This is a genomic window from Helicobacter apodemus (genome assembly GCF_000765745.2).
Classification (GTDB): Bacteria; Campylobacterota; Campylobacteria; order Campylobacterales; family Helicobacteraceae; genus Helicobacter_D; species Helicobacter_D apodemus.
The window spans coordinates 1-25,099 of the sequence record NZ_JRPC02000024.1 but is presented as its reverse complement, the minus strand read 5'-3'; the positions used below and the strand labels follow the sequence as shown (position 1 = coordinate 25,099).

The following is a 25,099-nucleotide window of genomic DNA, read 5'->3' as shown; positions in this document are numbered from 1 at the left end:
TTTACTCTCCACATTTACAAGTTGGGCTTATTGTGCCATCGCAACACTTCTTCTTATTGCCACTACAACCACATACACCTCCATGATGAGAGCAACAACCCCTACGATTCACATCAGCAACATTTGCAACACAGATTTCTTTTTGGGGATAAGAATTTTTTGCAATTTCCTTGTCTTTAAAGGTTTTAATTTCATTTGCGTTTAATAATACAGAAAACAACATAATCACAGCGATTTTTAGCATAATAACTCCTTTAAAAATTATTTTAAAAAAAATAACTTTTTCTCTTAAAAACTGCAAACCACAGCACACACTAAGCTGTGGAGAGTTAATGTTGTCTCAATAAAAAACAAGGAGACACAATGATTTTAGAAATTATCCATAAAAAAGAAAAGGTGTTTTTATCTTTAAACATAGATCAAAATTCAGAGATTGGATTTTTGGCTAATAAAAAAGGAATTAAAATAACTTGTAATGGTCTTGAATGTGAGATTGAAATTAAAGCAAATTTTAATGCTTTAAGCAATGCGGTTTGTAGAGTAAGAGAAAGAATTTATGAGGCTTTAGAAAATAAAGATGTTTCTTTGGTGATTGATTTGGAGGGAGTGATTGAGGATGTAGCTGAAGAAATGAAAGATTGATTTTTGATTTAAAGGATTATCTTAACACATCCTTTAAATAATCCACCACTTCTTTTTCTAATTTATCTTCTAAGTCTTTTGGAATCTCACCATTACTTTTAATAGGCATAAAGGGACGAGCGGGAATATTTACCTTTTTGCCTCTCCCTGCTTTCCCCCCAAATTGATGAATAGCCGCATAGGTTTTGTTGGTTCCAACTCTTACACTATTACCTGTGATTTTTTGCGTAAATGATTGTGAGAGATGTCCGCTTTTAATTAAAATCTTATTCCCTCTTTTTCCTGCAAGAGTTTTAGGAGAATTTGGCTTCCATCTCCTACCAAAGGGAGAGGTTTGTTTATCAAAAGATTCCTCTGTAACATTTTGTAAAGTATTAGCAATTCTCCTTAGAAGCGGTTTTTTGTTTGCTAATACCTTACTTAACTTTTCTAGCCTGCCTTTTAACTTTTCAATACTAATGATGATTTCTGCCATAATCAATCCATATATAGTTTCATTATGCTAACCACCATATTTTTATCGGAATTACAACACTGCTTTAACAAATCCAAATGGCAAATTTTCTTTTGCATTTTTTCCTCCTTTGTGGTAGAATATTCATATTGGGCGAATAGATGGCAGCAATGAGGTAGTCTGGACACTCTATCAAGAGTGGGGATTGTGGGTTCAACTCCCACCTATTCGTCTGGTATTCATTTTATCTCTTTATATTTTTTGCTGTCTTTGCTGTATTTATCAATTTTACTAAGCGTTACAATCACATTTGTTTTTCCAAAGCGTTTAATCTTGTAATTTGGTGTTACAACAATCTTATTTATCTTTGTTTTATCCTCTTTATCCTCAAAAAAGTAAATTAAAGAATCCTTATCCCAATACACTTCTTTTTCCTCTTCAAGCACATTGACAATCTCTCTAAACTCCTCTATTCTTAAGGCTTGATTATAGGTTGCTTTTCTTGTAGGTGAAGCATGGAGTAGATTATTTTTTGATAAGATTAAATAGTAATCCTCAAACTTTAAGCCTAGTGTTCTTTCTAAAAAGCTCTGTATTTTTGGGCTTATCTTACCTACTTGCACATAGGCAGCAGGATAAGCCTTATTACCTTTCACCAATACTTCATCAATCATTGCATTTAAGCTAGTTTCCCAAGTCTTTTTAAGCGCAGCATTTGGAATCTTTTTTAAGCTTTCCACAAATACACTCTTATTAGGATTCTTTTTAAACTTCTCTAACTTTGTTTGTAAAATAGAATCTAGGCTCTCATCTTTATTTAATCCTCTCTTATCATAGCTCCAATCCTTACTTGCAATAGGAAGAGGAGGTGTTTGTGAAATACTAAAGCCTTCTCTTTCACACTCTTCTTTACTATAAGCCCTTACTACACATCTACAATTCCAACCATTAGGTGGATAATTTGTTTTCCAAAAGGGGTCATCTCTATGTAAGGTAATGCCTTGCATTTTTAAATGACTTGGTCTAGTCAATCCATCTTGGAGTGCAATATACCTTAGATAAATCTCACCTTCTAGTGCGTATTGTGCTTTAGCTCTACCTTGTGCGTTTGCACTTCGCATATTGGTGTTATAGATTTTCTTTAATCTTGTATTATTAACATTAATCGTTTTGCTCTCTCCTGTTTTATCATTGATTACTTCTACCTTGCCTAACCAACCCTTTTTCGCTAAGGTGGGTTTAATCTCTTTTTTCCAAACTTCAAAGCTTTTGCCCTCACTTTGAGCTTTAAGCAAAGAATCTTGAATATCACTTAATAGATCTAGTTTGGTTACTTTAGCAATGGTAAAAGCCTTTAAGTGTGCTTCGTGCATAACCTCGTCATAATTAAAGCTAAGTTTGGGTTTCTTTGCTTTTAAGGCTTTTATGTTTTCCTCTGGTGGGAGATTAAAATCAAAGCTAACCATTGATTGCCCCATAGATTTGTGCGTTCATTATGGCTTTAGCTAAAAGAGCCTCTGCTATTTCTAAATCCTCTCCCTGCAAAGATTTTTCTATGGCGCTCAAAACTTCCTCAAAGCTCTTAGCATTTTCTAATAGGGATTGTAAATCTAAGTCTTTAAGCTTTAGATTCTCTATCCAATTATCAATCTCATCAAAAGCTATATTTTTATTTAAGGGTAATTTAAAAGGGATTAAAGGAGTATTTAAGGCATTTTTAAAAGGTTTAAAATCTTTCTCTCCTTTTTTTGTAGTAGAGTAATTCTCTGCACTTAATTCTTGCTCTTTTATTAGCGCTGTAGTCTTTATATTGTAGGTCTTTTCTATATACTCTTGGGTGGGTTGGAATCCCATTTCATAGATAGTCTTATCCCTATTAGCAAGTTCTAGTTTTGGTTCATCTTCGTTAAAGAGTGAAAAGGTAATTTCCTCTTTTATGCCATTGAGTTCTTTAAAAAAGCTAATCACACGATTGCAAACATAGCATAAAATACGCTCATCACTTAGAGCAATCTCACTTCTAATCTCATTATGAGCTTGTGCTGCTGCAAGGCTTCCTTCCTTGACTTCACCTGTTAAGTTCCCCCCTAAGATAAAACGAGTGATTTGGCTATCACAATATTGTATTAAGTCTTTAAAATCACTCTTTGCGCTAGGCTGGATTAGCTCTATCTCCTCTTCTTTGTCAATAACAGCTGTTGAGCCATTTAGCATATTAGAGACTTCATAAGCTAAACTTTGCGGGTCATCATCAGTTTTTGCAATAGCCCAAGGCTCTCCAAATTTTTCTAAAAACCTTATCCAAAAATCTAATCCCGCATTTTTAATATTCACACTAAAGTATAAATGCCGCAATGTAGATTCTCCATAGGGGACACGGAAGCTTTGGTTATAAATTCCATATACTACTTTAAAAGGTGGAATTTCCTCCTCTCCTCCATTCCCTAAAAAGACTAACTTACCCTCATTGTTAAACTTAAATTCTTGAAAATCTCTGCCTACAAGGCTAGGAACAAGAAGCCCCCCTTTCCTCTCCCAATTAATCTCAAACACATTAATCCCATAAAGGAAGGTCTCTAGGATTTGTGAGATAATAGAAGCGTGAAATACACTCCTAAGAATTTCTTGGTATTTTGTATTTTTTGTAGAAATAATCACTTCCTTTTTTTCAATATGAGCCTTTCTTGAGAGTGTGCTTTGGCTAACTATTAAATCCCCCATAATTATCGCAATATCTTTGCGGCTTAAAGGTTTTTGGTAAGGGGTATTTAGTAATTCTGCAATAAGGGTATTGTGGGATAGAAAATTTTTTGTCATAATCGAAAGCTCCTTTTAGGCTTTAAAAGTGTATAGTCTATAAGCCTCTTGTTTTTCTTTTTGAATTTTAAAAGAGCATACGCTCCTTGCAAAGCATCTGGTAAATCATCATTTTTGCCATCGGGGAATTGTTCTAGTTGCTCTAGGAGTAAGGTTTGGCTCTTGTGAAAAAGAATTTCTCCATCTTCAATGGGGATCTCTAATTTCTCTATACGCTCTTCTTTGTTTTGCGTGTTTGTTATAGCTTTGATGTGAATATTAATTCCCTTGCTTAAAGCCTCTTTTTTGATATAGTCTTTTAAAAAATCCCCACCAAAGTTTGTTTCAAGGGCGGCTTTATTGGGATTGTATTTTTTGTAAAGATCTAAGAATTTTTTTGTAACCTCTTTGGTCTTAAAAATCCCACCCACTGCCTCTAGCACATAAGTTTTTTCCTCAAAAACTCCAAGCACACACAAAGCAGTAAAATCAGAATTTTTACGAGCGCAAGCGGGGTCTAAAAACAGGGTTATAAGATCAAACTTCTTAGGCAATCTTTCATAAAAATGGAAGTTTTCAGGCTTGAAAGTTTGGGTTTCTATGTTAGGTTCATTTTGTTGCTCTTTAGCAAAAGCTCTTGGGTTTTGGGCTCTAATTTCCATTAGCTTTTTTAAATTTAGAGCTTCTCCCCAAAGAAGCTCTGCTCCTTTTTCCATTGCTTTGGTATGTTTCTTATAAAAATCCTCTGCAACTTTGGAATCTCTTAGATAAAGTGTGTTAAAGCAATCCCATAAATCCATACGATTGGGGAATTTTATAATGCTTTTAAATTTTTTTGGATGCCAAAAGCCTAGTGAGAGTTTGCGGTTTAGCACAGAATCATAATGTAGTATCGTTCCAATATAGAGCACATCCATAGAGTGGGTAACGTCTCCTAAATTCATAACCGCAGAATCTAACCAAGATTCTAATTTATCCCTTTGCTCTTTAGAGCGGACGTTGGTATCATTTTCTAAATCATCTAAGATACACAAATCAGGTCGCAATGCCCCAAACTTAACCCCTCTTAGTCGCTTCCCACTCCCAAAGGCTTTAAGCTTAACCCCATTTCTTGTAACAAACTCTCCTACTTTCCAAGAATCGCTAATGCCACAAGCCTCTGGAAAATCAAAAGCCAAATTAGCATTTCCCTCTAATTCTGCTTTAATCGCTTCTAAATTCCCCTCTACCAATTCCACAGCGTCTGAAATCTCTACAATAAAAGTTTTAAATTTAAAACAAATACACCATAATGGAAAGAGTTGGGCTACATAGGTTGTCTTAGCATTCGCTCTTGGAGCAGCATAGGCATAAGCTCCGCCCCCATTGCCTTGTGCAATTACTTCAAAAGTCTTTGCTAAGTCCAAATGCAAGGCACTCTGCCCCTTAAGAGTGAAATAATGGGGAAAGTAGGTTTTTGCAAAATAAAGAAAATCTTTGTTTGCCCTCTGCTTTCTCTGTTCCCTCTGCTCGCTTTTAAGTGTTACATCACTAGAAATTTGGTTTTTTAATTCTTGTTTTTTATCTTGAAGCCAAGCAATAAATTCGGCTCTTGTTAGAGTCTCTTGATGGTTGATGTTCTCTTTAAGGGATTCTTTAAAAGATTCCAATTCTGCTTTTGAAAACATCAACCCTCCAAAGAAGAGAGCTTTTCAGTTAATCTGTGATTTTCAATCAAATTAACAATAACCTTTAGGCATTCACTCTCACCTGCAAGTTTTAACTCTTCTAAAAGTGTTTCTAGGGTGCGTTTAATTATGCTTAATCTATAAGTTTTAGGGTCTTCTAAGGAGGCTACCTTATTCATTTTAGCAAAGGAATCTCCTAGCTTAGAGAGGGCTTGGGCTTTATCTTTAGCACTTAAAGTGCTCTCTCTAATTTCTCTAATGGCTAAATACATTTCCTCTACAAAGCTTTGATACACTTCCCCCCTATCTCCTTTTAGTTGTGTGAAAAAATCTGCTCTTTTCATATCCCACTCCTTCGTTTTATAATTAGCGATAGTTCGTACATTTTTATGGAGTATTTCTGCGATTTTGGCAATACTATAACCTTTAGAGTATAAATCAAAGGCTAGAGTGCGTGTATCTTTAGTCATAGAGCCTCTTTAAATCAAGTTTGTGTTGCTTGTGGATAAAACAGCGATTTTTTGGGTAAGAATTATCCTCTAGGCTCGTTGGGATTTTCCCCTTTGCCATCTTGCCTAGCCACTCTAAAGCTTCAGCCTTAATAGAGTCTAGTTCTTCTTTTGGATAAGAATTGCGTCTTTTTAATTCGACGATAGTAAGCTTGGTGCAAATATCTTTTAAAAAAGGGGTAGGATTGCTAGGTAGCTTGAAAAAAGAGGCAATAAGGTTTTCTGCATCTTTGATACAATCATCAATTACACAGCGATTCCAAACTCCTTCCCCGTGAATATCACTTAAATCCCTAATCTCATTAACGCCTAATTCATCGATTAACTCCGATTCAGTAATTATTGGTTTTTTAAAAGAAAGTCCAATCTTTTTAGGGGGATAGGAATCCTCATCCTCTAAAAATTCTTGTTGTTCCTCTTCTTGATTATTTTTTAGATTCTTATCTTCTTGCAAATCTGTGTTTGTTTGCGCTGCTTCTTTTAGTGTTTGCTTGAGTTCTTCTTTTTCTTCCACTTGAAATCCTTAACTCCAAAGCTCATCGAGCGTTTTAATGTTGGTATCTAAAAAAGGTAAAATAACCCTATCTCCAGCATTTAAAATGGGTTTTTGGGTAAGGTTAGGATTAGCGCTTAAAACTTTAGAAAAAAGTGCTAAAGTTCCATAATATTGATAAACAATAGTATCTAGTCTCTCTCCATCTTTAGCAATATAGATATGTCCTTTGCTCTCTAAATCCTCTTTTAAATTTTGGTTTATTTTTTCCATATCTTATCCTTGAAAGTTTTTTAAAAAGTCTTATACCTTTTAAAGCTTCTTGTAAATGCGTTTAAAACCTTTTAAAAAATTTAAATAAGGGTTAGATACCCTTTAGGTATCTTTTTGCCTTTTATGCCCTTTTTAAGCCCATTCTAGTTTTACTAATGCATCAGGACGCACACAAATGGGTAAAACATTGCTCTCTGTGTGTAGGCAATACCCCCTACCTTGTGCTAATTCCTCAGGCTTTGCTGCAAAGAATTTCTGTGCACTTAAGTTTAAGGCTTGCGTATGATGTGCTCTTGAATAGTGTAATTGGAATATTCCTTGCGTGTTTGGAATTGCCATCCCTGTTTTACCAGACAGGAACTGCACATCTCTTTTTGAGCTCTTATTTCTATAACTTGCAACATAGGGAATAATGTTGATTCCATAAATTTGCATTGAACTTTTCTCTAATTTAGCTTGATTGATTTTAAATAGTCCCTCTTCTGTAGCTTTGTTATGGATTTCCTCATAAAGCTCACGGCTAACATATAAATCAAATTCGGGGTGATAGCCTAAATTTTTAGAGAAGCTATCATAAACTTCTGCAAAAGAATTATGTAGGGTTTTTTGTGCGTTAAATCCTGCTTTATTTTTCACTTCCACCTCAAAAAGCACATTTCCCTTGCCATCTACAACTCTCCCAAAGACTGCTCCTACTGCCATAAATTCTTGCGTTAAAACATAATTTTCTTTATGATTTGTGATGATTTCAGCAATTTTTTGGCTTAAAGCTTTAGGTAAATCACCCCCATTTTCAAAACTTTTTAACTCATTTAAATCAGTAGCATTAATGGTTCCCTCTTGTGCAAATCTTGGCACTTCAAACTTCATTAAAATCTCTTCACTATCTTCACTTAAAACCGCACTTGCGCTCTTGGAAATCGCATGGAGAATGAAATTCTCGCTTTTTTTAATTGGAATTGCCACATTTGGGGAGATATGCCCGATTTGTGTTTTAAAATATTTACTTAAAAATGGTGTTTCAATCGCTTTTTTTTGTTCGATAATTTTCTGCATTGCTTCTAGGGTAAAAAGCTCCATTGCTTGTTTTGTTCTCATACTCTCTCCTTATCTTAATACGATTTTATTTTGCAACAAAGAAGTGCGTAAATCTTTGTCAAACTGTGCGTCTTCATAAAAAGATTCTTTAACCTCTCCTGCAATCAAAACACCCACACTATCTGTTGAATTATTCACACTTTGCAATAAAATTCCATTTGCCTCGTTAGCAGGAGCTTTTGTTGCAGTATATCCTCCATTCTCTCCTGCTACTACAATTACTGCTGTTCCTAATCCTACAGGATTGTCCTCTGTAGCTTCAGAAAATGAAGCATTAATGCTTAAATGTGTTTTGATGAGTAAATCACCTAACGTTTTACCTTTTGAATAAAAAATTGGATTTGCCATCTTTATCTCCTTTATGATTCCAATGTAAGTTTCACCACATCAATTTCAGTTGTGGTTGTATTTTTTGCATTGCTGTTTGCAAAAAGATTGTTTTGTGGTTGGCTTAAAGGCTGTGTAGCATCTAAGAAACTCTTAAATCCTTGCAAGTCTGACTTTGCATAATTTAAAGCCCATTCCTTTTGTCCCTCTGTAATCTTACAAGCTACAAGTGCGGAATCTACAACTGAACACGCCATTTTCTCATTGGTCTTAGCAAGAGTTTCTTGCACTTCCTTTAACTGCTCTTTTAAAGCCTTATTTTCAGCTTCCAAAGCTTCCAATTTTTCCATTGTTTCTCCTTTATGATCTAATAAATTTGAATTTGCCTTAACCTCACCCAAAGAATCTAAAAAGGGCGTGTTTGTTAAGGCAACAGAGTGTAAAAACACACCACAATCTGAACCGCTTCTTGGGTCTTTATAGTGCATTTGGAAGGTGGGACTAAGATACTTGTATTCGCCATTTTTGATAAAATCCTTTGCTTTTTTGTTCCAAGAAACTTTTGCAAAAAGTGCGTTTTCTCTAATATCTAAAGATTTAATCCAGCCTGCCGCAGGATTCTCTAAACCATTTAAGCTGTTGTGTTCATAATCAATCACGCAATCATCTAAGCGATTATCAAAGTTTGTTTTAATCTCTTTTAAGGATTGCTCTGTAATTTCAAAATTACCCGCGTGGTGTCCGCTCCACTTCCCAACAACCGCCACTTTTAGCTCCACTAAATTTTCATTAGTCTCTGTGGCACTTAATTCACAAATAAAAAATTCTTTTTTCATTCCTCTCCTTCCTCATAAGGGTTTTCTATGTGTAACATCACCTCTAGCTTTCTTTTATAAATACTTAAAAAGCCATTTTTAGTCATATCACTATATTCTTTGGTTAAAGAAAAAAGCTCAATCACTCCTGCGTTTTTAAGTTTTAATTGGAATAAATGTTTTTCTATTCTTTCTAAAAAATCCATTTGTTCTTTAAAAGAAGCTTCACGATTTTTAATATTCACGCTAGAAGTTGCGTGTATTACATAAAGCTCAAGTTCGCAACGTTTTTGAAAAGTGTTTTTAATAAAAGTATCTCCGATAAAATCTAAGAATATAACAGGAGAGTTTTTTAAGCACCTACTAATGCCTTCCTCATTTGCAAAGTCGTTGTTGAAGAAGAAAACTCTATTATCTCCAACAAGCATTCTAAGCTCATTAAGTAATTCCTCACAAAATTCACTAATACGCAAAGGATTCCTTTAATGAAAATTTTGCGGTATTAAACAAGAATAATGAGTTTTTAAAAATTAGTAATTCTTTAAAATAAAAATTATTTAGTTTTCCTCTCACCATTTTTTATAAAGAAATAAGAATTTTTAAAACAAGAACTTTTTTCTAAACTTCTGCAAAATTTCAAAAAGGTAGCTTGTGGAAGAGATACTTAATCTTTTAAAGAATCTGCTAACCATAGGAACAATTGTTGAAACTAAAAGTGAAGAGGGAAAGGCTCTTGCTCGGGTAAATATCTGTGGAAGAGTGAGCGATTTTTTGCCTGTTTTAAGCTTTGCGAACAGCTACAAAAAACATTATATTCCTGCACGAATTGGAGAACAGGTTTTAGTGCTAGCCCCTTATGGGGAAGCTAATGGTGGCATTATCTTAAGAGGAATATTTAATAAAGAGTGTAAAGAGCAAGAGGGAGCTAGTGATTTTAAAGAAATCATAAGCTATGAAGATGGTGTAGAGTTTTCTTATGATACCAAGAATTCCACCTTAGAAATAAACTCTCCTAAGCAAATCAGTATTTCTTGCCAAAATGCCTTTATTGCCGCTCAAAGGGTAGAAATAGATTCTCCTAGCATTGATTTAGGATTAGGTGGAGCAGGTGTAGTAACCACAGAATGCATTTGTGCCTTTACAGGCTCTCCCCATCCACAAGGTAGCCAAAACACAAGAAGTAAGGTCTAAATATGGCACTTAGCACACAATCTCTTGTTGGTAAAATTGAAGCAAACCTCCAAGCAAAGGGCTATGAAAAAGTAGAGGATAGAGGAAATTATAAGCAATACTCCACACCCTTTATTGAAGCAATAGCTGCTGCTGTTGTTGCAGAGATACAGCAAAACGCCCAAGTTTTAGATGAGGGTGCAGAGTGTAGTGGAATTTGGAGTGTGCAATGAAAACTTATCAAGCTTCTTTAGAAGAATCTTTAAAAAGGATTTTAGAAACTCCTCTTGGAAGTCGTGTAATGCTTCCAGAATTTGGCTCTAAGCTTTATCTTTTAATAGATAGAAAATTAGATGAAAGCTTTAAATTGGATTTTTATCGCTATGTCGCAGAAGCAGTGGAAAAATGGGAGAAACGCATAAAGATAGAACGTGTTGTTTTAGAGGAAGTGCTAGATTCTAAAATATCTTACACTCTATATTTCACTAACAACTCAAGCTTTAATGGAGTTCTAAATGTCTAAAGTTTTAACGCCTCTAACCTATGAAGAGCTACTTAATGAGATAGAAGCATTCATTAAACGATTTTACCCCAATTATGAAAGATTAGAATCTGATTCTTTTTCTGTCTTAATTGAGGCTTTTGCTTATAAAATAGCCCTATTAGAGCAAAGAAGAGTCAATAGCATTAAGTCCTTGTTGTTGCAATATGCTAAAGGGGGAGACTTGGACAACTTTTGCCAAAATCAAGGCATTGAGAGGCTAGATGGGGCTTATCCTTATGCTAATTATAGCTTTAGTATTAAAGCTCCTTTTAAACAAGATGTAGTTTTACCTAAAGGTTTAGAATTGGGCGATGAGAGCGGAGAGCATCGGGCATTTTTAAAGAATTCTTTAACCCTAAAAGCAGGAGAATTGAGTGTGGATGGGGTTGTTGAGTATTTTAAGAAACAAAAGTTTGCCAAAATTAAATGCGAGAACCTGCTTACCCCTCTTACTTTTAGCCTGCAAATAAAAGCACAAGGTTCTTTTGCAGATGGTGGAGAGGTAGAAAGTGATGAAGCCTTCCGTGAGCGATACCTCTTGAGCCTTCACTCCCACACCACCGCAGGAAGCCAAAAAGCCTATATATTCCACGCAAAAAGTGCAGATTCTAGAATAGATGACGTTGCGGTATTTACTTCAGAAGATAGCCCTGGAATTGTAGAGGTTGTTATCCATAGTGATGAGGGAGTGGATGAACTAATGTTGGAGAGGGTAAGAGAGATTTTAAATTCTGATAATGTTCGCCCTCTAACAGATAGGGTTTTAGTGAGCGAATCTGAAAACAAAGTTATAAATATTGAGGCAGATATTTTTTTATTTGATTTAAAAGATGCTGCTAATATTGCTGCCTCTTATGAGACACTCTTTAAAAAAAGGAAATTTAAAATTGGTGAGGATTTGCCACTTTCTGAAATTATAAAGAATTTACATGTGGGTGGTGTTTATAAAGTTGTTCTAAAAAATCCAAGAGAAGATGTTTTAGCTGATAAAGAAAACATTAAAATTCAAGAGTTAGCTTTGAGCTATAAAGAGTATTCTTCTTTAGGAGTGCAAGTTTTGGAGGATGAATTATGAAAAAAAGTTTGCTTCCACCCAATGAACCACAGCTCTTAAAATTCTTGGAGACTATTTATGAAAAGGCTTTGGAAAAAAGCGATTTAAGCTCTATTAATACCCTACCCAAAACTGCACCAAGTGAGCTTCTCTTAGAGATTGGTAGAAACTTTGATATGGAAATTGCGGGTTTAAGCCAAGAAGAAATGAGGAAACTGCTAAGCTCTGCAATGTTTATCCACAAAAATTCAGGCACACCCTCTGCTCTTAAAAAGGCTTTGCAATCTGTGTTTGAGAATGTAGAAATACAAGAGTGGTTTGAATATGGGGGAGAGCCTTTTACTTTTAGGGTTAAAGTCTCTAGCTCAATTAAAGGAAATGGTAAAGAAACTTTTGCTCTGCTTGATTCTTTAATCCAAAAATTTAAAAATGTTCGCTCTATCCTAGATGGCGTAGAATATGAACTTCATTGCAAAAATAAAGACTTTAATGCAAATCTCTCTTTAAGTAGCGAGAGCTTTAGTATCTATCCCTACCAAGTTAGGGATACCCAAAATACTTCAAGAGGCAGTGTGGGGAGTGCAGTTTGTGTTTATGAAACTTTAGTAAGTAATATAAGCTTCTTGGGGGTTGGATAATGGAATATTATACTTTATTGACTAATGTTGGGATTGCGAAATTTGTTGCTGCTAGAGCCTCTAATACAGGAGTGAATTTACGCTCTTTTAAATTGAGTTCTAAAGTTATTGTGCCAACACAGGAGATGAGTGTTTTAGAAGAGGTTGTTTATGAGGGAAGCATCACAAATAAGCTCGTAGAATCCAATAATCCTAACCATGTAATCATAGAGTGCCACATTCCCAGCAATGTTGGGGGATTTGAAGTTAATGCTATAGGGATCTATGATGAAGAGGGAGAATTAATTGCAATAGGGAATACTCCAAGAACCTATAAACCTCTTTTGAGCGAAGGAAGCGCTAAAGAGCTGATGATTAAGGTTGTTATGGAAGTCTCTAATGCTTCAGAGGTTATTTTGAAGCTTGATCCAAGCGTGATAATTGCTAGCAGAGATTATGTGGATGAGGCAGAGCAAAAGCTAGAGACAAAGATTGATGAATCTATGGAATCGCTTAATCTAAAATTTTCAGAAAAAGCAGATTTAAATGGAAGTGCGAATGAGACTTTTAGCGTAGCAACGCCAACAGAAGATCATCACGCTATCAATAAAGCCATTTTAGATACAAGACTTGCTGGCATGGGTGAAAATGTGCAAGACTTAGTGCAAAATGCAGTTTTGTTGCAAGGCAATCAAAATATATCTGGGGTTAAAACCTTTGGCTCTACTCCTGTTTGCTCTGCTAATCCTACCGCTAATAACCAACTCGCTAATAAAGCCTATGTAGATGCAGTGGGCAATAGCAAGGTTTCATTGAATGGTAATCAAACCATTAATGGCGTTAAGACTTTTAGCACGGCTCCTATGTGCGGTGGAATAATGAGTAGCGGAAATCAGTTAATCAATTTACATACGCTTAACAGATTGGCTTTTAGAGGAAATCAGAGGTGGAGGGTAAAGACTTATAACAAGGACGTAAATTACACAAACACAATTGGTCCGATGAAGATAATTTCTGATAGACCTTTGTATATAAATGGAGTCTTAAATGATATTCAGCGTTTTAATCTAGATAATGTCAATTTTAACAAAGGTAATAGCTGGGGTCCATTTACGAATTTGTTTTATCTTGTAGAGAGAGTTATTCCTTATGGTGCAACTTATAAATTTGGAGGGAAATGGCATGGGTCAGAATGGAGAATTTCTAGGTTTAGTGTTCTTGAATTTTCTTAAAAAAAGGGTTGAATATGCGTTACTTTAAAGATAGCAATAATGAAATCTTTGGGTTTGAAGATGATTTTTTAGAGATTCCGCCTCACTTAACTCCTCTCTCTGAAGAAGAAGTGAATGCTATTCTCTCACCTTCTCCAGAGGAGGCATTAGAGATAGCTAAAGCCACTAAAAAAGTAGAAATGAACGCTAAAAGGGATGAGGCTATAGAGCAAGATATAGAGTTTAATGGAGAGATTTTTACTAACAGAAAATCTGATAGGGATATTATTAGCTCTTATCTGTCTCTAAGCTTACCTGAAAACTTTGCATGGATTGCTAAAAACAACACACCTGTGCCTATGACTAAAAAGAATCTTACTGCTTTGGCTTCTTTAATGTTTTCAAGCCTTAATGAAAATATGCTTAAGGCAAGAGTGTTAAAAAATAGAGTGGATGCAAGTAGCACCATAGAAGAAGTGGAAGCGATAGTGTGGGACACTATAGAGGAAGTAGATGCAATAGCGTGGGATTATTAAAAGGAGAACGCAATGGATATTAGCGAAAGAAGCAATGCGGTTTTGTTTTTAGGAAGTGGAGGTTTGGCGTTATTCTTTCAGATAATGCATTATCTTGGAATATCAGAAGCACAAGTATATGCTCTGCTTTTTGTGTTCTTTTTTAGCGGATTTGCTGGTTTTATCAAAACCATTTCTTTTAGAGAAAACCTAAGAGCCTTTGTGTGTTTTGATATTACAAGCAAAGCCTTAAGCTTGTTTGTTCCTTTTGTGGTAGCTTTTGGTGCTAAGAGCATACCTACTCTTTATATCTTTGTGGATTATTGTTTTAGCTTTTTAATCTTAGGAGAGATTTTAAGCGTTTTAATCTGCATCCAAAGACTAAAAACTCGCAATAAAGATATAAAAGAAGTGGATATATATAATCTCATGGTTAAGAAGTTTCAAGATTTCCTTGCTAAACACTTAAAAATCAAAGAAGTGGAAGAGCAAGGAGAAAAAGATAAAAAATCTAATATAAAAGGAGAATAAATGGCAGCAAATTTTGGTGTTAATGTTACGCGCTCTAGCAGTGCTGCGCGTGCTATTAAAGTTAAATCTAGCACACCCATTGGTGCGGTTGTGAGTATTGCATTAGATGAGAGCAATGAGGAGTTAATCAATAGCCTTAGAGCAGAACCTTTGCGGTTTTTTGCTTCAGCAGAAACTGCTCTAAAAGAGTTTGGAGCATATGAAGGAAGTGTTCTTAGAGTATTAAGCGGTATTAATGAGCAAAACGCTAAATCTCCTCTTATTCTAAGCTTTGTGGTGATTTCTCTGACACAAGCTCAGGAAGTTCCCGAAGAGTTTTATGGGCAAGAAGAAATAAAAACAAAGGTATCTGAAGCAATCTTAAGAATGCCTAGTTCTCAAGCGCTCTTTGGATACAGCCCAAATTTAATTATTGCCCCATTTTTTAGCCACGATTTAGATATTGGCTCACAGATGCAAAGCATAGCTCAAAAGCTAAATGCTCATGCCATTATTGATTTAAATTGTGAAAGTGAAAGTGAAGCTATTACTAAAGCTTCTTCTTATGGAAGTGAAAGAGTTTTGCTTTGCGATCCTTATGTTAAGGTGTGGGATAGTTTAAAAAACGCTCATTCTTATGAGCCTCTTAGTGCAAGAGTTGCAGGACTTATTGCTTATGTGGATGGTGAGGAAGAGTATGGGTTTTCAAATTCTCACTCCAATCGTGTATTAAATGGGGTTTCAGGCACAAAGAGAATTGTGGAATTCCAAGCAGGGCAAGAGTGTCAAGCAGATAGGCTAAGAAATCAAAATATTACAACCATTATTCGCTATTCTGGCTTTAGGCTTTGGGGGAATAACACCACTTCTATAGATTCTATTTGGCAAGATTTTACCAGAGTGAGGGTATTTGATAGGATTGCAGAGGCTGCATTAGAGGGATTATTTTGGGCGATTGATAGGAGGGCTGATGAGTTAAAAGCCGCTAAAGATTCTGTAGAGCAAATGCTCTTAAGCTTAAAAGGTGCAAAGGTTCTAGTAGATTATGAAGTTTCTTGGAATGATGAGCTAAATACTCCAGCAAATATCACTGCTGGTAAATTTTATTTAGATGTTAAAACGATGAATACACCCATTGTTAAGAGGCTAGAAGTAAATTTTGATTATACAGACAAATTCTCTAAGATGCTTATAAAAATGATTTCTTAAAAGGAGCAAGAATGGTTTTTTCAAAATTAAGAGAAGCACAAGTTATTAATGCGGCTTCGGTTTTTGTGGAGGGAATAGGCTTTTTAGGAGTTAGCAAGGAGGTGGAGCTTCCTGCAATAGAGTTTGAAACCTATACGCAAAATGGAGGTTTTTACAAAAGCAATCAGAATAGCGGGATTTTAAAAGAGATGACTCTAAAAGTAAAATTTGCTGAATACAATATTGTTTATTTAAATTCTATGAGCTCTCAATTTAATCAGAGCTCTAATTTGTATGTTAAATGGAATGTGAGTTCCCAAAAGGGACATTTTGGACATGTCGCTACCTTTAGAGGAAACATAACCAAACTTACAATGCCAAAGGTTGCCTCTGGAGAAGAGGTGGAAGTAGAGCTTGAAATGCAGGTGTATTTTTATAAAAAAGATGAAAACAATGCACAAGTAATGCTGATTGATACAAGAAATATGATTTGCCTTATGGGCGGTAAAGATATTTGGGCGGATTTACGCTCTCATGTTATGTAGGAGTGAAAAATGGAGAAAATTATCAAATTGGGAAATAAAGAAGTGAAAATGAGGAAACCTCTTGTTAGAGATGTTCGTGCAATTTGTGATATTGCTAATGATTTTGAAAGAGAGATTGCGATGATTGCTAATCTAACAGGGATAAGTATTGATGAAATAGATAATTTAGAATTAGGAGATTTAGCCATTTTACAGGGGGCTTTAAAGGAGCTTATTACAAAAAAGTAGAAAAAGGAAGTCTTTTAACAATGATTGCAAATCTTGGCATTGCTTTTCATCAGGGATATAAAGATTGCATAGAGATGTTGTGGGAGGACTTCTTAAGCTTACATAAACTTGCTATGAAAGTAAATAAGGAAAAGCAATGAAAGAAACAATAGAGATAATTTTGCCACTAACCGCTGATTTTGAGGGATTTAGCCCCAAAGTTTATAAATGCCCCGCTGGATTTTTAACAATTGGCTATGGGCGAAACATAGAAGCCAACCCTTTAACGGAGACAGAGAAGAAACTTTTGAGAGCTGAAGGTTTGATAAATGAGAAAATCGCTAAAGATTGGCTAAGAGAAAATTTACAAAAATGTTATGAGGAATTGGCACAAAATTTTAACTGGTTTGCTAAAACCGATAGAGTAAGAAAAGCTGCTTTGGTTGATTTTGACTACAATGTAGGGCTTGGGACATTGAAAACTTTTAAAAACACTTTACTCTTTTTAGAGCAAGAAGACTACAAAAGAGCTGCTGAGAATATGCGTTTAAGTAAATGGTTTAAGCAGGTGAAAAGACGTGGGGTTAGAATTTGTAATATGATAGAGAGTGGGAATATTTAATGCATTTAATGTTTTTAAGAAAACTAGATATTAAGATGATTCTTGCATTACTTTGTGTAACTTTATCCTGTGTTCTTTGTTTTTTTATCTGGAGGAACTCTAGTTTAAAAGAAGACTTGTTTTTAAAAGAGTTGGAGTTGCAACAAACAATTTTAAACGTTCAAAAATTAAATCTTGCCTTAGAAAAACAAAACGAAGCTTTTAAAAAGATGCAAGTGCAAAAAACCTTGATTGATACTACAGCGATTAAAGAAATTGTTTTAAAAGATTCTAGTTGTGAAACAGAGCTTAGAGGCTATAAACAAATCTTTAAGGAGCTTGGTAAATGAAGGGTTTTAGAATTCATAAAATTTTAATCAATTTAATGATGCGTTTTCTTTGGTTTTTAGCCTATACCTTTGCATTTCTTTTTCTTTTAGCTTCTTTCATAGGATGTGCACCTAAGCCCATTGTAAAAATTCAAACCAAAGAAGTTCTCATTCCCATTAGATGCAATTTAGAACTTCCTAAAAAACCTAAAGAGGATGGAAGTTTTGAAAGTCATAAGGAGCTTAGTATCTATTACAAGGAAGTTGAGCAAATCGCAAAGGATTGCACGAGGGATTAGATAAGACTTTTTAAAAAGCATTTAAGAAGTCTTTAAAATATGTAGGTAAGAAAATATGTTTTAAGGACAAACAGGCAATTAGGAAAGCTTTGTTTATCAAAGCTAGGATTCCTGCTCTTGCCTGTGAGTTTTTAAAACATATTCACATTAAGTTTGTAATTTTAGGAGAAATCTTAAAAAAGGAAAAAATATGCAAAATCTAGGTGTTGGGATTAGTATTCAAACAATTTTTAACGATAAGGGAATTAAATTAGCCCAAAGTAGCCTTAGTTCCTTAAAAAGTGTAACAAGCAGCACTTTTAAAAGCACAATTACCCCTAAAACAAACATTACCCCTCTTAATACGATCAAGACAACTTTAGATTCGATTAAGGCAAAGATTAAGGGCTTAAATTCTGAAGAGGTAAGAATTAAGGCTAAAGCCAATATGGATTCTTTTAAAAGCTCCATAATGGAAAAGGTGGCATTGGGAGCTGGTATTGTTATGCCCATTAAAGCCGCTATTAATTTTGAGAGTGCCATGGCAGATGTTAATAAGGTTGTGGATTTTGATAGTCAAAAAGAGCTTCAATCTTTTAGTGCAGAGATTAGAAACCTTAGCAAAACAATTCCCCTTGTTCCGACTGAATTAGCTAAAATTACTGCGAGTGGAGGAGCATTAGGTGTAGCTAAAGAAAAGCTAATGGATTTTACAACCCTAGTTGCAAAGATGAGCACCGCTTTTGATATGGATGCAGAACAGGCTGGGGACACAATGGCAAAAATTATGAATGTCTATGGATTAGGGCTAAAAGAAATGGAGGGATTAGGTGATGCCATGAATCATATCTCCGATAATTCTGCCGCTAAAGCAAAAGATATTGCCGAAGTTTTAGGAAGGATTGGAGGAACGGCTAATGTAATGGGATTAAGCGCTCAAAATGCTGCAGCTCTTGGAAGTGCTTTTTTAGCAATGGGTAAAGCCCCTGAAGTAGCAGGAACAGCAATTAATTCCTTTTTTACTAAGCTTTTAGCTCCAGAGGAGCAAACAGCGGGCTTTAAAAAAGCATTAGAGCAGATTGGATTAAGTGCGGAAGAACTCAAAGATTCTATTCAAAAAGACCCTCAAAAGGGTATTGAGGATTTTTTGCAAACCCTAACCAAAGTAGAAAAAGCAGATCAAATGGGAATTCTAAGTAATCTCTTTGGAGCAAATTTTGGAGATGATATGGCTTTGCTTGTTAAGGGTATTGATAATTACAAAAAAGCAGTAAATCTCGCTAATACAAAAGACAATATAGGTTCTTTGCAAAGAGAATTTGAAACAAGGAGTGCTACAACAGAGAATGCTCTTATTCTTTTAAAATCAAGCCTAATCAATGTGGGTATTAGTATTGGTAATGTAGTTTTACCCTCCTTAAATGCACTTATTAGCATAATTCGTCCCATTACAGATGGAATCTCAAATTTTGCTTCAAGATTCCCAACGCTAACCAAAGTCATTGTAGGATCTGCAGTTGGTATTGGCACACTTTTAATTATTGTCCCTACCTTTATGTTTGCGCTAAGTGCAATGACTTTAGGGTTAGGCAAAGCAGTGCTAGGCTTTAAAGCCTTAAGCACGGCTGTGCTCTTTCTCTCCCGTGCCTTTCTTTTCAACCCTATTGGGTTAGCACTCACTGCCATTGCGGGAGTGGGATTTTTAATTTATAAACATTGGACCCCTTTAAAAGAAGTTTTTTCTAATGTTGTAAATAGCATTCAAGAGAGTTTTTCAAGAGTATGGAATTATCTTAAGAGTGTTTTTTCTTGGAATCCTTTGGGATTAATAGCCTCTGCCTTTACTCCTATAAACGATTTTTTTCAAGAATTGCTTGGAGGCTGGATTGCAAGATTTAAAACAGCTGTTTCTATAATTGGGGAAACCCTAAGTTCCATTAAAGGTTTCTTTGGTTTTGGAGAGAGCACCCTTAAAAGTTCTTTAGAGGAAAAAAAGATAGAGACCCTTCAAGTCTCTCCTCTTACTCCCTCCTCTACACAAAATAATATTAGTGTGGCTTTTACTGGTGGAATCCAAGTGCAAACCACTGATGGCAAGATTCCAGAAAATTCCCAGCTGCAAAGAGATATTCAAAGAGAAGTGGAGATGGCTCTAAAGAAGGCAAAACAGAGTGAGAGAGATCGTAGCTTTAGCGATCTTGATTTTTAAAAGAGAGAAACAATGTTTTATTTAGCCCTGGGAGATTTTAAATTTAGACTTAAACAAGCACAATTAAAAACAATCACAGAGAAATTAATATTGCCTTTTAGCGAGATTAAACGCATTGGTAATCATCCTGCTTTTTTTGATAGTGGGAAGTTTGAAGAATCTTTAGAGTTAGAGTTAGATTTAATTTTGCAAAAACAAAGAACCCTAGAAGATTTTAAAAAACAAGTGAAGCAAAAAAAACCTTTTTTTATGGTTTTGGGCTATGGAGAAATTATTGGCGAAGTATTAGTAGAGAGCTATACTCTTAAAAAAGAATCTATTTTACCAAATGGAGCAAGCCTGTCTCAAACTTTAAATCTTTCTTTAAAAAAGTATTACCGATGAATTTTACTCCTAATTTTAAAATCTTGGCTAATAATAGAGATGTAACAGAGCATATTCAAAAAAATCTTATTACTTTAAGGTTTAAAGATGAAGCAGGGATTTTAAGTGATGAAATTACTTTGGAAGTTGCAGGAGAATTTAGGAGACCTAAATACCAAGATAAGCTTAAAGTATGGATTGGGTATAAAGAAAGTGGGCTTTGGTATTGTGGAGATTTTTGTGTGCAAAGCAGTGAAAGAACACAACATTCCACTACTATTACTGCTACAGGAGTAGATTTTAGCAATGCTTTAAAAGAGAAAAGGAGCCGCTCTTGGGAGAAGGTTAGCTTAAAAGAGATTGTAGAAAAAATTGCTAAAGAACACCAATTGGGCTTTCAAGCAGAATTTGAAGAGGCTAAGATTGTTTATTTAGCCCAAAGCGATGAGAGCGATTTGAGCTTTTTAAAAAGATTGGCAAAGGAATATGGTGCAATGTTTTCTATTAAGGATAATAAAATTTTGTTTTTATACAAAAAAGAAAGCGAGAAGCTTCCTGTGTCTAAAATAAATTTATCAGAAGCGATAAGTTTTTCTATCAAACATTCTAATAAAACGCTTTATCTTAGTGCAAGAGCTATTTGGCACGATACGGAAGAGAATAAAAATAAAGAAGTAGTAGTAGGCAATGGAATGCCACAGCTTAGAATAGAGTCTGCTTTTAAAAATAGTAGCGATGCAAAACTTAAGGCTCAAGCGAAACTTAAAAATGCTAACTCTGGGAGCATTAGTGGAAGGCTTAGTATCTATGGCAGCAAGATTTATGCAGGAGGACTGCTAGAATTAAATAATGCAGGAAGTGATAATGGGGTTTATCAAATTAATAGTGTGAATCATACTCTAAGTGCTGATGGCTTTATAACTGATGTTGAGTTTGAAAAATGAAAAAGAGAGATTTAAAAGCACAAATCAAAGCACTAGAAAACATCCTTCAAACTTTAGAGAAAAAATGCACTTGTTTGGAACTCATTGTGAAATGGCAAAGTGAAAGATTAGAGATTATAAGAGAAAAAAGGATTAAAGAAAAAAATAAGGAATAAGGGGAAACCCCCTTAATGAAAACTAGCTTTGGGATAATACCTCTTTTTTTGAAAACATAAGCAAAAAATTTCATTTTAGAAGGAGTTGCAATGAAAAATGCAAACTTTAAAATGAAAACTAGCACTTTAAAAGCCCCATTTGCTTCGGTAGGTGGAAAATCTAAAATGGCAAAAGAAATTGTAGAGAGAATGCCTCCTCATACTTGCTATGCTGAAGTTTTTGCAGGAAGCCTATCTGTTCTTTATGCAAAAGAGCGTCCTTTTGCAAAATACAATGAGGTGATTAATGATTGGAATGAGGATTTAATTAATCTGCATAAAATCATACAAAGTCGCCCACAAAGTTTGCAATTAGAACTTAATAGAATGTTGAGTGGTAGAATCTTTTTTAAAGATTCCATTACCAAAACTCCAAGAAATGATATAGAAAAAGCAGCACTTTATTATTATTCCATTGTGCATAGTTTTGGGGGTACAAGAAGGCATTATGCAATGTGTAAAAAGGCAAGAAGTCCAAAGAATATTTATAAAAGTTTTCAAGTTTATGCAGAAAGGCTAAAACATGTGAGTATTGAAAATTTGGATTTTAGGGATTTTATTAAGCAATATGATAATGATTCCACTTTGTTTTATTTAGATCCTCCTTATGTTGGCACAGAGAATTATTATAAGAATAAGAAAACCTTTGATTTAAAAGATCATAAGGATTTATTTGAAATATTAAAGAATATTAAAGGGAAATTCTTACTTAGCTATAATGATTGTGAGTTGGTGAATAATCTCTACAAAGATTTTAATATTAAAAAACTACAAACACATTATAGCTTGAATATAAAAACGCAGTATAAAAGGCACACAGAGCTTCTTATTAGCAACTTTTAGGCACTCTGTGCCTATTAAATTTAAAGAGCAAAGATTATTAATTTTGCCCTTTTTTGCATTTTAACCTTGATAAAAATGGATTATTAAAATCAAGAGAGTGCAAAGGGGTTTTGGTTATGAATTTTTAAGGGATGTTTTCTTAAAGATTAGATTATAAATCTTTTCTTCATCATCGTATTCTAACACAATATTTAATTTTGCTCCTGTTTTTATATGGATTGTTTTTAAGTCTTTAGGGTTAAAGCTCTCATCCTTGATTGTTGTTATGGCTAAAATTAAAGACTTCATCTCTTCTAAGCTTTTTAGCCTTTCCTCTAAACTTTCCACAAATAGGCTTTCACTTATTGTTTCATACCAATATCTAAGAGTATTTTCTAAATCTTCTTTTAAAGTTTTTAAATTTACATTTTGCATTTATTGTCCTTTATTTTTTTGTTAGGACAACAATAGCTTTCCCAAGCTTAGTGTGTGCTGTCATGTCCTCCTAATCTCGCCAACAACTGCACCAATTAGTAAAAAATCTCCATTTTTATAAAAAATATCTTCAAAAGCGGGATTAAAAGAGTGCAGAATAACTCCATTATCTTGTTTTAAGACCTGTTTTATAAAAAGCCCATCTCTAGTATTAATTACATAAATACTTTTGTTTTTAAAAAGCCTTGTTTTGTCAATTACGCAAATAGAGCCATCTTTAATTATAGGCTCCATAGATTCCCCAAAGCTTGTTATAAACTCACAATCTTTAGCTTTAAAGAAATCTAGCAGTGTATTATCTACTATTATCTCTTTATACTTTACAAACTCATTAATTCCTCCACCACCCAAAGTTGCATTAACTTTATAGAGTTTTAGAATCTTATATTTGTCCTCACATTCTAAATTCTCTTTAGGAGAACTCCCATAAAAGAAAAAATTTATATTTATCTGCCTTTGTTGTAAAAAATTGAGTATTTGTTTATAGGGGATGGAATTTCTAAATTTCATAGAATTAAAAGTATCAGGGTGTATATTTAAGGCTTTAGCCACATCAATGGTTTTAATGCTTGTCTGTCCCTCACTAGCTAGAATATCTTTTAGCTTTTCTATGACTTCTTCCATATCCATATTAATACCTTTTATTCTTTTGTTTTAAAAGGATTTTAATATAAAAAAGGATTAAAGATGAAATTTTATTTTAAAATGAAAGTTTTAATGCAAAAATTAGAGTTTAAAAAGGTTTTAAATGTTGTTTAAATGCTTTTTAAAATGGCAAGGATTGTAGCTTAATATTTGCTGATTTTTTCCATTTTAAATCAAACCACTTTAAAACGCAAACTATCATTTTATGGGGTTCAAAGTTACTCACTCTTTCAAATTTGGGCTTTGTAATAAATACCCTCTTATACAGGAGAATAAAATTTAAAGAAGTAATAGGAGCAGTGGACTCATTTGAAGCTCAAAAGAAATTAGATAAAATTTCAAACCAAAAACATAAAGAGAGGCAATGGATTCTAGCATTTGGATTGGTTTGATTGGCGTTTGTGGAACTTTAGCGGGAGCTTTCTTTGGGGCTTGGCTAAATCCTTACATGCAAGAAAAGAAAGAAATTAAGAGATTAAAAACAATACTAAAAGAAGCAAGTCTTTTGGATAAGTTTATTATTTTTAACGCATACAAAAATGTTTATTTGCCTCTTAATGGAATGATAATTTTTCCCAGCCCACAATTAGATCTCAAGACACAACAACTTATTAATTTATTTAATGAAGATGTCGATATTTTATACCTCAATATCAAAAGATTAGCAGATGAGGGGATATTATTTATTGAAGACAAAGAATATTGGGGATGCAGATTGGTGCTAAGTAGTAAATTTTGTTTCTTGATTAATCAAGACAAAGAAATACAACGGAAATTATTAGAGGGCAATAAGAGTTATATTAAAGAAATGATTTATCCATTATATGAGCTAATAATGCAATCTGATGCCATATTCAAACTATTGCAACAAAACCAACCACAAATCTATCAGCAACCAAAAACCATTGCTATACCAACAACCACATTAGCAAACATTAATATATTTATGCATAATATTTATGTCTTTAATATCTTAGGAGATTTAAGCTATTTAAATCCTGCATCACCAACAGCGTATTTAAGCTTCCCAAAAAGAGAATTTCACCCTAAATATGAGGGATAAATAAATTCATTAATCCCCCTCCCAAAAAAGATACATTAACTTTATAGAACTTTAAAATCTTATATTTCTCTTCGCTCTCTAAGTTTTTTAAAGATATTCCATAGAAGAAGTAATTAATATTGATTTTTCTTCTTTAAATAGCAAGTTTATAAGCTTAATGTTTGCTGATTTTTTCCATTTTAAATCAAACCGCTTCGTTTTTAAATGGAAAAACTTTGATTTAAAATGTCGTTTTATACAAAAAATGTCTGTGAAAAAAATATGGGAAATACTCTATGAAAAGGAGAACAAAAGCTATAATGGTCTCCTTTGGTTCTGCAAAAAACGAAAGTTAATTTAGAATTAATTTTTAATATTATAAAATCGTGAAATTATATAGATTAATCGCAGGATTAATTTGTGTTAATAGAAATGCCAATCATTCAATAATCAGGGCATACTCTAACTCTCTCACAACATTTTCTGCAAATGATTTGTTATATTAGGATTTATCATTACATTAATCCCAAGAAAAAATGCTC

35 protein-coding genes are annotated in these 25,099 nt (G+C 34.1%); 21 read left to right on the top strand and 14 right to left on the bottom strand.

What is annotated here, in order from left to right:
- Position 1: 1 nt before the first annotated feature.
- Positions 2 to 244 carry a hypothetical protein gene (locus tag LS72_RS08755; protein ID WP_034554610.1) on the bottom strand — a complete coding sequence of 81 codons (243 nt, stop codon included), beginning with the start codon at positions 242 to 244 and terminating at the stop codon, positions 2 to 4.
- Positions 245 to 363: 119 nt separating this feature from the next.
- Here LS72_RS08755 and LS72_RS08750 point away from each other — a divergent pair, with 119 nt between their 5' ends.
- Complete coding sequence (locus LS72_RS08750) at positions 364 to 642, top strand: hypothetical protein (RefSeq protein WP_034554609.1); 279 nt, start codon at positions 364 to 366, stop codon at positions 640 to 642.
- A 16-nt stretch (positions 643 to 658) separates the two neighbouring features.
- Here LS72_RS08750 and LS72_RS08745 read toward each other — a convergent pair whose 3' ends face one another.
- The 11 genes from LS72_RS08745 to LS72_RS08695 form a co-directional block, all read right to left on the bottom strand.
- On the bottom strand, positions 659 to 1,117 hold the full coding sequence (locus LS72_RS08745) for a phage virion morphogenesis protein (protein WP_034554608.1): 459 nt from the start codon (positions 1,115 to 1,117) through the stop codon (positions 659 to 661).
- 218 nt (positions 1,118 to 1,335) lie between these two features.
- Positions 1,336 to 2,562 (bottom strand): phage head morphogenesis protein, encoded by a 1,227-nt coding sequence (locus LS72_RS08740; protein ID WP_034554607.1) that lies wholly within the window; start codon positions 2,560 to 2,562, stop codon positions 1,336 to 1,338.
- Entirely contained in the window at positions 2,555 to 3,913 is a 1,359-nt protein-coding gene (locus tag LS72_RS08735; RefSeq protein WP_034554606.1) for a phage portal protein family protein, read from the bottom strand. The genes LS72_RS08740 and LS72_RS08735 overlap by 8 nt, the downstream gene beginning before the upstream one ends.
- Positions 3,910 to 5,559, bottom strand: a complete 1,650-nt coding sequence (terL, locus tag LS72_RS08730) for a phage terminase large subunit (protein ID WP_238700784.1) — start codon at positions 5,557 to 5,559, stop codon at positions 3,910 to 3,912. The genes LS72_RS08735 and terL overlap by 4 nt, the downstream gene beginning before the upstream one ends.
- Complete coding sequence (locus LS72_RS08725) at positions 5,559 to 6,029, bottom strand: DUF1804 family protein (RefSeq protein ID WP_034554604.1); 471 nt, start codon at positions 6,027 to 6,029, stop codon at positions 5,559 to 5,561. The genes terL and LS72_RS08725 overlap by 1 nt, the downstream gene beginning before the upstream one ends.
- Entirely contained in the window at positions 6,022 to 6,582 is a 561-nt protein-coding gene (locus LS72_RS08720; RefSeq protein ID WP_238700783.1) for a phage protein Gp36 family protein, read from the bottom strand. The genes LS72_RS08725 and LS72_RS08720 overlap by 8 nt, the downstream gene beginning before the upstream one ends.
- A gap of 9 nt (positions 6,583 to 6,591) precedes the next feature.
- On the bottom strand, positions 6,592 to 6,834 hold the full coding sequence (locus LS72_RS08715; RefSeq protein WP_052087337.1) for a tail protein X: 243 nt from the start codon (positions 6,832 to 6,834) through the stop codon (positions 6,592 to 6,594).
- Positions 6,835 to 6,966: 132 nt separating this feature from the next.
- Positions 6,967 to 7,932 (bottom strand): major capsid protein, encoded by a 966-nt coding sequence (locus LS72_RS08710; protein WP_138155267.1) that lies wholly within the window; start codon positions 7,930 to 7,932, stop codon positions 6,967 to 6,969.
- A 9-nt stretch (positions 7,933 to 7,941) separates the two neighbouring features.
- On the bottom strand, positions 7,942 to 8,280 hold the full coding sequence (locus LS72_RS08705) for a hypothetical protein (RefSeq protein WP_034553536.1): 339 nt from the start codon (positions 8,278 to 8,280) through the stop codon (positions 7,942 to 7,944).
- Between the two features lie 11 nt (positions 8,281 to 8,291).
- Positions 8,292 to 9,095 carry a phage protease gene (locus LS72_RS08700; RefSeq protein WP_034553535.1) on the bottom strand — a complete coding sequence of 268 codons (804 nt, stop codon included), beginning with the start codon at positions 9,093 to 9,095 and terminating at the stop codon, positions 8,292 to 8,294.
- Entirely contained in the window at positions 9,092 to 9,547 is a 456-nt protein-coding gene (locus LS72_RS08695; protein WP_034553534.1) for a hypothetical protein, read from the bottom strand. Before LS72_RS08695 ends, LS72_RS08700 begins: the two co-directional genes overlap by 4 nt.
- A gap of 178 nt (positions 9,548 to 9,725) precedes the next feature.
- Here LS72_RS08695 and LS72_RS08690 point away from each other — a divergent pair, with 178 nt between their 5' ends.
- From LS72_RS08690 to LS72_RS08605, 19 genes are all read left to right on the top strand, one after another.
- Positions 9,726 to 10,265 carry a phage baseplate assembly protein V gene (locus LS72_RS08690; RefSeq protein ID WP_194145588.1) on the top strand — a complete coding sequence of 180 codons (540 nt, stop codon included), beginning with the start codon at positions 9,726 to 9,728 and terminating at the stop codon, positions 10,263 to 10,265.
- 2 nt (positions 10,266 to 10,267) lie between these two features.
- Positions 10,268 to 10,477, top strand: a complete 210-nt coding sequence (locus tag LS72_RS08685; protein ID WP_034553533.1) for a hypothetical protein — start codon at positions 10,268 to 10,270, stop codon at positions 10,475 to 10,477.
- A complete protein-coding gene (locus LS72_RS08680) occupies positions 10,474 to 10,767 on the top strand; it encodes a GPW/gp25 family protein (RefSeq protein WP_034553531.1) in 294 nt (97 codons plus the stop codon). Before LS72_RS08685 ends, LS72_RS08680 begins: the two co-directional genes overlap by 4 nt.
- Positions 10,760 to 11,863 (top strand): baseplate J/gp47 family protein, encoded by a 1,104-nt coding sequence (locus tag LS72_RS08675; RefSeq protein WP_034553530.1) that lies wholly within the window; start codon positions 10,760 to 10,762, stop codon positions 11,861 to 11,863. The genes LS72_RS08680 and LS72_RS08675 overlap by 8 nt, the downstream gene beginning before the upstream one ends.
- On the top strand, positions 11,860 to 12,480 hold the full coding sequence (locus LS72_RS08670) for a phage tail protein I (protein ID WP_052087262.1): 621 nt from the start codon (positions 11,860 to 11,862) through the stop codon (positions 12,478 to 12,480). The genes LS72_RS08675 and LS72_RS08670 overlap by 4 nt, the downstream gene beginning before the upstream one ends.
- On the top strand, positions 12,480 to 13,691 hold the full coding sequence (locus LS72_RS11425) for a phage tail protein (protein ID WP_052087261.1): 1,212 nt from the start codon (positions 12,480 to 12,482) through the stop codon (positions 13,689 to 13,691). The genes LS72_RS08670 and LS72_RS11425 overlap by 1 nt, the downstream gene beginning before the upstream one ends.
- Positions 13,692 to 13,705: 14 nt before the next feature.
- On the top strand, positions 13,706 to 14,206 hold the full coding sequence (locus LS72_RS08660) for a DUF4376 domain-containing protein (protein ID WP_052087260.1): 501 nt from the start codon (positions 13,706 to 13,708) through the stop codon (positions 14,204 to 14,206).
- Between the two features lie 12 nt (positions 14,207 to 14,218).
- The gene (locus LS72_RS08655) at positions 14,219 to 14,716 is read left to right on the top strand and encodes a hypothetical protein (protein WP_034553529.1); all 498 of its coding nucleotides are present in this window, start codon (positions 14,219 to 14,221) and stop codon (positions 14,714 to 14,716) included.
- Positions 14,717 to 15,904, top strand: a complete 1,188-nt coding sequence (locus LS72_RS08650; RefSeq protein WP_034553527.1) for a phage tail sheath family protein — start codon at positions 14,717 to 14,719, stop codon at positions 15,902 to 15,904.
- Positions 15,905 to 15,915: 11 nt separating this feature from the next.
- Complete coding sequence (locus LS72_RS08645) at positions 15,916 to 16,428, top strand: phage major tail tube protein (RefSeq protein ID WP_034553526.1); 513 nt, start codon at positions 15,916 to 15,918, stop codon at positions 16,426 to 16,428.
- 9 nt (positions 16,429 to 16,437) lie between these two features.
- The gene (locus tag LS72_RS08640) at positions 16,438 to 16,656 is read left to right on the top strand and encodes a phage tail assembly protein (protein WP_034553525.1); all 219 of its coding nucleotides are present in this window, start codon (positions 16,438 to 16,440) and stop codon (positions 16,654 to 16,656) included.
- A gap of 136 nt (positions 16,657 to 16,792) precedes the next feature.
- A complete protein-coding gene (locus tag LS72_RS08635; protein WP_034553524.1) occupies positions 16,793 to 17,257 on the top strand; it encodes a glycoside hydrolase family protein in 465 nt (154 codons plus the stop codon).
- Between the two features lie 137 nt (positions 17,258 to 17,394).
- Positions 17,395 to 17,586 carry a hypothetical protein gene (locus LS72_RS08630; RefSeq protein WP_138155266.1) on the top strand — a complete coding sequence of 64 codons (192 nt, stop codon included), beginning with the start codon at positions 17,395 to 17,397 and terminating at the stop codon, positions 17,584 to 17,586.
- Entirely contained in the window at positions 17,583 to 17,864 is a 282-nt protein-coding gene (locus tag LS72_RS11420) for a hypothetical protein (RefSeq protein ID WP_238700782.1), read from the top strand. The genes LS72_RS08630 and LS72_RS11420 overlap by 4 nt, the downstream gene beginning before the upstream one ends.
- A 190-nt stretch (positions 17,865 to 18,054) precedes the next feature.
- The gene (locus LS72_RS08620; RefSeq protein WP_052087259.1) at positions 18,055 to 20,052 is read left to right on the top strand and encodes a phage tail tape measure protein; all 1,998 of its coding nucleotides are present in this window, start codon (positions 18,055 to 18,057) and stop codon (positions 20,050 to 20,052) included.
- Between the two features lie 12 nt (positions 20,053 to 20,064).
- Positions 20,065 to 20,436 carry a phage tail protein gene (locus tag LS72_RS08615; RefSeq protein WP_034553522.1) on the top strand — a complete coding sequence of 124 codons (372 nt, stop codon included), beginning with the start codon at positions 20,065 to 20,067 and terminating at the stop codon, positions 20,434 to 20,436.
- Positions 20,433 to 21,359 (top strand): phage late control D family protein, encoded by a 927-nt coding sequence (locus tag LS72_RS08610; protein WP_034553521.1) that lies wholly within the window; start codon positions 20,433 to 20,435, stop codon positions 21,357 to 21,359. Before LS72_RS08615 ends, LS72_RS08610 begins: the two co-directional genes overlap by 4 nt.
- Positions 21,356 to 21,514 carry a hypothetical protein gene (locus LS72_RS10905; protein ID WP_194145587.1) on the top strand — a complete coding sequence of 53 codons (159 nt, stop codon included), beginning with the start codon at positions 21,356 to 21,358 and terminating at the stop codon, positions 21,512 to 21,514. Before LS72_RS08610 ends, LS72_RS10905 begins: the two co-directional genes overlap by 4 nt.
- A 90-nt stretch (positions 21,515 to 21,604) precedes the next feature.
- Complete coding sequence (locus LS72_RS08605; protein WP_034553519.1) at positions 21,605 to 22,396, top strand: DNA adenine methylase; 792 nt, start codon at positions 21,605 to 21,607, stop codon at positions 22,394 to 22,396.
- Positions 22,397 to 22,510: 114 nt separating this feature from the next.
- Here the strand turns inward: LS72_RS08605 and LS72_RS08600 are convergent, their stop codons facing one another.
- Both LS72_RS08600 and LS72_RS08595 read right to left on the bottom strand, forming a co-directional pair.
- Positions 22,511 to 22,810: a hypothetical protein gene (locus LS72_RS08600; protein ID WP_034553517.1), complete on the bottom strand. Its 300-nt coding sequence runs from the start codon at positions 22,808 to 22,810 to the stop codon at positions 22,511 to 22,513.
- Positions 22,811 to 22,870: 60 nt separating this feature from the next.
- Positions 22,871 to 23,500 carry a S24 family peptidase gene (locus tag LS72_RS08595; RefSeq protein ID WP_034553515.1) on the bottom strand — a complete coding sequence of 210 codons (630 nt, stop codon included), beginning with the start codon at positions 23,498 to 23,500 and terminating at the stop codon, positions 22,871 to 22,873.
- Between the two features lie 379 nt (positions 23,501 to 23,879).
- Between LS72_RS08595 and LS72_RS08590 the strand changes: the two genes are divergently transcribed.
- On the top strand, positions 23,880 to 24,578 hold the full coding sequence (locus tag LS72_RS08590; protein WP_034553513.1) for a hypothetical protein: 699 nt from the start codon (positions 23,880 to 23,882) through the stop codon (positions 24,576 to 24,578).
- Positions 24,579 to 25,099 lie beyond the last annotated feature (521 nt).